Consider the following 1,875-nt stretch of genomic DNA (forward strand, 5'->3'; position numbering starts at 1 on the left):
ACCCCGTCCAGGACGTGTCCGATCRGTTGGACGATGTCGGTCGGTTCGGCGTCGAGCATGGCCACGCCGGCGTCGAATCGGGAAATCTCCAGCAGGTCCGCCAGCAGGGACTGGAAGCGCTCCACCTGGTGGTACAGCAGCTCGGCGGACCGCTTGTTGATCGGGTCGAACTCGTCGCGGGCGTCGTACAGCACTTCTGCGGCCATCCGGACCGTGGTGAGCGGCGTGCGGAGCTCATGCGATACATCGGAGACAAAGCGCTGCTGCATCTGGGACAGGGTGGCCAGCTGGGTGATCTGCTCCTGCAGGCTGGCAGCCATGTGGTTGAAGGAGGCTCCGAGCCTGGCCACTTCGTCCTCACCCTTGACCACCATGCGTTCCTGCAGCTGGCCGGCGGCGAGCTTTTCGGAGACGACGGCGGCATGGCTGACCGGGCTGACCACGTTGCGCGTGACGTACCAGGCGATGGCGCCGATCATCAGGGCGAGAACGGCGGCGCCGGCGAGCAGGACGTTCTGGATCTCGTCCAGTGTCTTCTGCGCCGTGTTGAGGTCGTAGATCAGGTACAGCTCATAGACGGTTCCGTTGAAAGTCACCTTGTTGCCGACGGCGATGCCGGGACGGTCCTCGGTCCCGACCGGGAATTGCGTGGACGCCCAGAACTGGTCCTTGCCGGAGTCCTGGACCGCCTTGCGCAGGTCGGTGGGGATCACGCTGATCGTGAGCTGGTCGGACGCCCGTGATTCCACCCAGCGGTTGCGCGGCTTGGTCTGTTCGGGCATGGCCTCGAAGACGTAGCGGCGCTGGATCACGGAGCCGCGCCCTTCGACGGCGTTCAGGGTGTCATAGACCAGCGTGATGACGCTGGACTGGTCGGTGACCTGCGCGCCGTCGAACGTGTCTTGGACCTGTTTGACGTTGTAGCGGGTCTCCGACTCCGCCTGCGTCAGCCGCTCCTGGAAGAGGTTGTCGGCGATCTGGTTCGAGAGGTAGGCGCCGACCACGGCGAAGGAGCCGATCGCCAGCATCAGAGTGGTCAGCACCGTCCGGAATTGCAGCGACCGCCGCCAGCGCCGGTGCAGGGCGCGCAGCAGATACCGCAGGGCCGGGAGCAGTCGCGATGCCCCGGTGAGGACCAGCCGCACCACCCGGGCGTTGACGATCCGGGCCCGGCGGGCCCAGATGCGGGCACGGAACAGCGCGGTCATCGCACGCGACGAGGACGGCGCAGCGCTCTCCGGGGCGGATTCCGTCGCGACGCTCTCCGGGGCGGATTCCGGTCCGACGCGATGCGGGGCGGCGCCCTCCTTGGCGGGCGCCGGGCGGCCGTCCGCCGGCTCAGGAACCTGCTTTGTAGCCGACACCACGGACCGTCAATACAACTTCAGGGGCTTCGGGATCACGCTCGATCTTAGAGCGCAGCCGCTGGACGTGGACGTTGACCAGCCGGGTGTCCGCAGCATGCCGGTATCCCCAGACCTGCTCCAGCAGCAGCTCCCGGGTGAAGACCTGCCAAGGCTTCCGGGCAAGGGCGACGAGCAGGTCGAATTCGAGCGGGGTCAGCGAAATCCGCTGGCTGTCACGGCTGACCACGTGGCCGGCGACGTCGATCGTGACGTCTGCGATCCGCAGGGTTTCCGGGGTTTTCTGGTCCCCGGGGCGCAGCCGTGCCCGGACCCGCGCCACGAGTTCGGCGGGTTTGAAGGGCTTGGGCACGTAGTCGTCGGCTCCGGATTCGAGCCCGCGGACGACGTCCGAGGTGTCCGCTTTGGCCGTCAGCATGACGATCGGGACATCCGACTCGGCCCGGATCAGGCGGCACACTTCGATGCCGTCCATGCCCGGAAGCATCAGATCCAGCAGCACCAGGTCCGG

Annotated in this window: 2 protein-coding genes; both read right to left on the reverse strand. The window is 67.1% G+C overall.

The annotated features are described in order from the left end of the window. The coding region (locus AB4Y86_RS17890) for a histidine kinase dimerization/phospho-acceptor domain-containing protein (protein WP_441403500.1) at window positions 1-1,208 on the reverse strand (1,208 nt) is incomplete at its 3' end. 130 nt (window positions 1,209-1,338) lie between these two features. Further along, on the reverse strand, window positions 1,339-1,875 hold a 537-nt coding region (gene mtrA / locus AB4Y86_RS17895), incomplete at its 5' end, for an MtrAB system response regulator MtrA (RefSeq protein ID WP_441403499.1).

The organism is Arthrobacter sp. 2YAF22_2 (assembly GCF_052114645.1).
GTDB lineage: Bacteria > Actinomycetota > Actinomycetes > Actinomycetales > Micrococcaceae > Arthrobacter.